Consider the following 6,013-nt stretch of genomic DNA (forward strand, 5'->3'; position numbering starts at 1 on the left):
ATGCTTCTAGCGCGCACACTAGTGAAATCGCTTTACCTACTTCGCCCGCACGGCCAGTACGACCAATACGGTGAACGTAGTCTTCTGCCACTTTAGGTAGCTCAAAGTTCACCACTTGCGGCAATTGAGGAATATCGATACCGCGCGCAGCAATGTCCGTCGCGACCAACACACGAATTTCACCCGATTTAAAATCCGCCAGTGCTTTGGTACGCGCGCCTTGGCTCTTGTTGCCGTGGATGGCAGCAGCCGGTAGATTTTGTTCGATCAGGAACTTCGCCAGACGGTTTGCGCCGTGTTTCGTTTTCGTAAACACCAGCACTTGCTTCCAATCGCCGTCTTTGATCAATTTAACCAACATCGGTGCTTTCTTCTTCACGTCTGCTGGGTAGATGCTTTGCTCAACCGTTCTCGCCGTCGAGTTTGCCGGGTTAACGGAAATCTCAACCGGGTTGTTCACCAAGCCTTTCGCAAGGTCGCGGATTTCATCCGAGAAAGTTGCAGAGAAAAGTAGGTTCTGACGCTGTTTAGGTAGCAGAGCTAGGATCTTACGAATGTCACGGATAAAGCCCATATCTAGCATGCGGTCTGCTTCGTCCAGTACTAGCACTTCCAGTTGGTCGAACTTCACTGCATTTTGGTTGTACAAATCCATCAGGCGGCCTGGTGTCGCGACCAACACATCCGCACCTTTGCGAAGACGCTGCATTTGCGGGTTGATCTTCACACCACCAAAAACAACCGCACTGCTTAGTGGAAGATGACGGCCGTACATAAATACGTTTTCTTGCACCTGAGCTGCAAGCTCACGTGTTGGCGTCAGGATAAGTGCACGAACTTGGCTAGCACGAACGCGAGGGCCGTTCGATAAACGCTCAAGAATCGGTAGCGTAAAGCCTGCAGTTTTACCTGTACCAGTCTGCGCTGCTGCCATTACGTCTTTCCCTTCCAAAATAGCAGGAATTGCTTTTGCCTGAATTGGCGAAGGGGTGTCGTAGCCTTTCTCTTGAATAGCTTTAAGGATTGGAGCAGATAGACCTAACGAGGTAAAACCCATATGTATGATTCTCAATTGTAGAGTTAGATAACAACGCGCCGAAAACAAATCGGTGCGAAAAGTGCGACATTCTGAGGCTTTTACGCGCAGGCTTCAACTAATTCCGTCATGGATAAATATTTGAACTGGATCTCATTTCTTTTTGGCAGGCAAAACTGATAACTGGTTTGGTCGATCGATTGAATGGTTTTACGTTGGCGATGCCCATTCTTACATCGTTATCACGGCATGCAGTTTTAGTTTATCAAATGCTGTTCGGAGTGTGGGGGAGGCTTGCTCCTTTCATTACTCCGCTTTTGCATGCATTAAAAACGCACTCGTCAATTGCTGAAAGAGCGAATCTCCCGATGGGCGGTCGGATACATGATGGAAGAGCGGTGTGTGGACATCACCACGAATATCATCGCTGTGACCGCAAAGCTGATTACACATTCGTACTGGTTCGACAATCTTCTCGACGTCGGCATCAATCAGAATGCATGCTTGTGACAATACCACTTGTCCGCCGCCTTTTTTAAGTAAAACACGCTGCGCGGTTCCCACGACTTTTTGCCCGCCAATGTTGAGGTTGTACTCGCCATCGCAGTAGGAATAAGGCGTAGCATGAACATCCACTTTCACGCCGAGCTGTTTAAAGAAAACCGTTAATATCGCACATAAATCGAGATACGCTTTTTTGATATTGTAAGGCTCGCCTTCTGGCCAGTGGTAAATGTGGGATAGATTGATAATACCTGGCACCTGAGGGACTGGGGCACCACCGGTTTTACGAGAAAAGAGCTTCCAGCCAGACGTATTTAACGCATGTTCTAACTCATTAGACACTGGCCATTTCTTACCCGCGGGAAGCACGAGCGTTGGACTTTTTACTTGCCAAAGCAATAGCACTTGCGAGAGTTGGTTGGACTGAACTTGTTTAATGAGCTCATCTTCTTTGTCAAATGCATCAGCGACTTCCGTAGCTGTGTAGCGAATTAGCTTATTTTTAGCAACCAAACTCTATCCCTCGCGGCTATTTAATCATTACTGTTGTATCTCAGATACAGCTTTATTGCTAGGTCTGTGATTATTAGGTTTTTGCTCGCTAGCTGCATGATCACCTTTTGGATCTTTTCCGTTGTCCATTAAGTTTGCTTGAACACGCGATAAAAAGTTTTTGCTAGTCATCACATCAGCCATTCATAAAATCTGCCATCTATGAAAAATTTTGGCGATATAAGTATGAAAAAGCGAGTGATGACTCTCGCGTTAGCGGCATCATTAACGGGATGTGTGACTTTCCCAACGCAAGAATCTGAGCAAGTACAGGTGCTTTGGGACAATGTGAATGCGATTGAAAACTGTGAACTAATGGGTACCGTGATCGGCTCAGAAGGACACTTTTACGACTACTGGCTTCATGCAGATAAAGACATGGTTTGGGGGACGCTAAACCAAATGCGCATCAAGGCGGCGGATTTAGGCGCAGATACCTTGTACTTGTATCAACCGTTGAGCTTTTCTACGTCAGTGACGATGTTTGCAAATGCTTACAAGTGCAAACAGTAGCTATTGGCTTGATCATAATTGAAAGACAGGCGCTGCTCGCCTGTCTTTGATGCGTTCTACAAATACTGGCTACTTTGCGTTAATTAACGTTTGCTGTCGCCACCGCTGATGTATCAGAAAACGACAATGTAAAGTCTCGCTCAGTATTAAGCACTTTGGCTGGAAACTCTAAGCTCAACTGCGTATGTGGCGCGACTTCTGAAGCAATGCTAGTAACGAATTTTCGGGTTTCTCCAGGAGAGATCGATATGTCACTTCCACCTTGTGATGAGAGCTCAGCGATACCCATTGTTTCAAGTGTGTTACCTGCAGTATCCGCCAGGTGTAATAAAGATTCTGACTTGTAGATTAATTCTCCACTTTCTGTGCGATATGCATTAAACGAGTTGAAATTTGGTTGCAATGATCCTTGTGAACCAATGTTAGTAACGGAAAATGTCACATTAGCGCCATCAAAGTTCTCGACTCTTACAAGTACGTTACTGTCTTGGTAACGAGCGGCTACAGCCGCAGTTGCTTGCTGTTTCTGCCTCTGTTTCTCTTTTTCAATGTCGCTTAACTGTTTCTGCTCATTAGCGATTCGATTCTTTGCCATGTAGTACGACTGATCGACCATTGCTATTAAAGCGGGGATTGAATACAAAGTGAGGCCTTCCAAATGGTCAAAGTCGATTTTGGCATGTTGAGTACGTTTATGATTAGAAAATTGGCAGTAACCATCAATCAAACTGATTAAAGCCACTTCAAAAGTGCCCTGTAATCGGCTTACTTCCTGTGCTGCTTTCTCTAGATTTGAGCGGACTTTCCGAATCTCTTCCAAACTCTTTTGTGAAAGACGACCGTTTGGCGATACGTCGTTAGAAACCGAAACCAGTTCTTCGGTCACAAATGGATTGTTTTCGGCAGGAATCACCGTAGTGATACGGTTAGATTTGGTGATGTCTTCGCCTAATAAAACTATCATTTTTTGCGATGCGGCGGTTGTGTTGCCCGCTAATACGTCACTACAGTTTGGCGACGTATTGGCATACACGGCGAATGCGGTAAAAAGTGAAAGTGTAACGGACCAGCCGATGGTGACGAGTCCAGTCGTGGTTCGAGTATTCATCCTGATAACCCCTCTGTCATTTGGTGCGATTCACTGACGTAATTGCCAATCAAAAGATTGGCTCGCGACATTCAGAATGGTTCTGGTCAACCCTTCGTAGTGGGTATGCCCACAGATGCTTTTTTAGTCGTTTATCAACCGCTAAGCCACGATTGATAAAGTGTCTGAAATTGAGAGCATTAACGCTGCGAAGTTGATGTCTTTGACTGAAAGATAGACGTAACTTTTCTAACCATCAAATACGTGATTGAGTTCTCATTTTTATATGAGTGAGAGGTTCAAGAGAAAACAGGCACTTACTGTAGAGAGTTGATTTGAAGGAAAAATATAAATTTTTTTGGGGAACTTTTTTGATGCTGCCTTTGAGACTTTTTTTGAATCTCAAAGGCAGGTTCTTACACTCGCGTTCAATTACAACGTGTTGAGGACATCCGCGAGTCGAGAGACAGCTGTCGTCAGTTCTTCTGGTGTAGCATTGGTAAAGTTAAGACGCAGAGCGGCTTTTACCTTTGAACCTTCTGGATAAAAGACCGGGCTCGGCACTACAGCAACCCAGTTTGCGAGAAGGTTTTTCGCCAGTTCGAAGGTGTCGCATTCTGGAATCTCGACCCAAACGAACATACCACCATCGACGGGTTTGAGTACGCAACTTTCTGGCAGCTGTTTTTGCAGTTCAGCAAACATGACATCGTAACGTGATTTGTAAAGAGCACAGATGGTTGAAATGTGCGTTTCGAAGTTGTCATGTTGCAGTAGACCATGCAGCAAAGCTTGCATAGGAATACTAGAGTGCAGATCGGCACCTTGTTTAATTTTGATAAGTGGCTCAAGGTAGCTGCTTTTGCCCGTAACTACACCAATACGCAAGCCTGGTGAAGCTATTTTGGAGAAAGATCGCAATACGATTGAGTGTTGCGGGCAGAAATCTGAAACTAGCGGTAGTGCTTCACCAGAAAAACGCAGCTCACGGTATGGTGCGTCTTCAATGAATGCAACGTCGTATTGGATACAAAGCTCGGCAACTTTTTGGCGAGTCTCTAGCGCCCAGCATACGCCCGTTGGGTTGTGAAAATCGGGTACGGCGTAGAACATTTTTGGTTGCTGCGTGGCAAAGCATTGTTCGAGTTCTTCAAGGTTTGGGCCACACTCGGTTTGTGAAACGGTCACGATGTTGGCTTGCACTAGACCGAATACTTGCATAGCACCAAGGTAGCTCGGTGCTTCCATCACCACTTTATCGCCCGGATTCACGTACGCACGCGCAATCAAATCTAGCCCTTGCTGAGAGCCCGTTGTGATCATCGCCAAATGAGATTCTGGCAGCTGGTAATAATCGGTCAAAAAATTAAGTAGCGGTGCGTAGCCTGCTGTTGCGCCATATTGAAACACCTCTGGCATATTCGCGAGGTTTTCTAGCGTCGGTTTCATTAAGTCGATCGGGAAGGTTTTTTCGTCCGGTAAGCCACCTGCAAGAGAAATGACGTTCTTATCGCTTGCTGCTGCGAGGATCTCTCGGATGTAGGATGACTTAGTTTGTTGTAATGACTGTGCGATTTCCATGTGCTGTGCTTCTCGTAATTGTCTTTTTTTATGTCAGAAATAGTATAGGTAAATTGCCAAGCTTGGTGTGTCCATTTATGCTGTTAAATATGTCCATTTATGCTATTTAAGCGAAAGTTTACTCCGTGAGCCATCAACAAGTTTCCAGAATCAATGACGTGCTGTTTTACATTCACCAGGACATTAGCAGAGATTTATCGGCTAAAGAGCTAGCAGATGTAGCAGCCTATTCTGAACAGCACTTCCATCGTATTTTTAAAGATGTGGTAGGGGAGTCTGTCCATCAATATATCCGTCGCACAAGAATGGAATACGCCGCCAATCAACTGATGTTTGATACCAGCTCATCGGTGTTAGACATTGCTAACAAGTGCGGCTTTAGCTCGGTATCTTCTTTTAGCCGAGCGTTTAAAGCAACGTTCGCTATGTCTCCTGGTGCGTGGCGAAAGCATGATTTACAAGTCGCAGAAAAGCCGTATCTAAAAGATCCGGAAGTGGCTGCGGGTTATCATCGGGTTGCGAAACGCGAGTTGCCAGAACCTAAAATTATGGAGGTTCCACAACGCTTTGCGGCTTATGTGCGGCATGAGGGTTATAGCCGTTCCATTCGCAATGCGTGGCTGATTTTGAAGGCGTGGGCAAGCTCTGAGAATCGGGACTTTTCGGTTCAATACGGTTTGCATCACTCCAACCCCGCTTGGGTCGAGCTCGATAAGTGTCGCTATGTGGCTTGTATGGCG

Annotated in this window: 6 protein-coding genes; 2 read left to right on the plus strand and 4 right to left on the minus strand. The window is 45.8% G+C overall.

Annotated elements, in window-relative coordinates:
- Both IQR33_RS01705 and IQR33_RS01710 read right to left on the minus strand, forming a co-directional pair.
- The coding region (locus IQR33_RS01705; protein ID WP_193843453.1) for a DEAD/DEAH box helicase at window positions 1-1,057 on the minus strand (1,057 nt) is incomplete at its 3' end.
- Window positions 1,058-1,342: 285 nt separating this feature from the next.
- Complete coding sequence (locus tag IQR33_RS01710) at window positions 1,343-2,053, minus strand: lipoate--protein ligase family protein (RefSeq protein ID WP_193837916.1); 711 nt, start codon at window positions 2,051-2,053, stop codon at window positions 1,343-1,345.
- A gap of 225 nt (window positions 2,054-2,278) precedes the next feature.
- Here IQR33_RS01710 and IQR33_RS01715 point away from each other — a divergent pair, with 225 nt between their 5' ends.
- The gene (locus tag IQR33_RS01715) at window positions 2,279-2,605 is read left to right on the plus strand and encodes a DUF4156 domain-containing protein (protein ID WP_025767966.1); all 327 of its coding nucleotides are present in this window, start codon (window positions 2,279-2,281) and stop codon (window positions 2,603-2,605) included.
- Between the two features lie 79 nt (window positions 2,606-2,684).
- Here the strand turns inward: IQR33_RS01715 and IQR33_RS01720 are convergent, their stop codons facing one another.
- A complete protein-coding gene (locus IQR33_RS01720) occupies window positions 2,685-3,713 on the minus strand; it encodes a hypothetical protein (protein WP_025767965.1) in 1,029 nt (342 codons plus the stop codon).
- A gap of 411 nt (window positions 3,714-4,124) precedes the next feature.
- The gene (locus IQR33_RS01725; protein ID WP_017819834.1) at window positions 4,125-5,273 is read right to left on the minus strand and encodes a PLP-dependent aminotransferase family protein; all 1,149 of its coding nucleotides are present in this window, start codon (window positions 5,271-5,273) and stop codon (window positions 4,125-4,127) included.
- 125 nt (window positions 5,274-5,398) lie between these two features.
- On the opposite strand from IQR33_RS01725, the gene IQR33_RS32080 reads away from it, so the two are divergent.
- A partial coding sequence (locus tag IQR33_RS32080; RefSeq protein ID WP_322631745.1) for a helix-turn-helix domain-containing protein occupies window positions 5,399-6,013 on the plus strand: 615 nt, incomplete at its 3' end.

The sequence above is a fragment of the Vibrio sp. OPT46 genome (assembly GCF_015163535.1).
GTDB lineage: Bacteria > Pseudomonadota > Gammaproteobacteria > Enterobacterales > Vibrionaceae > Vibrio > Vibrio alginolyticus.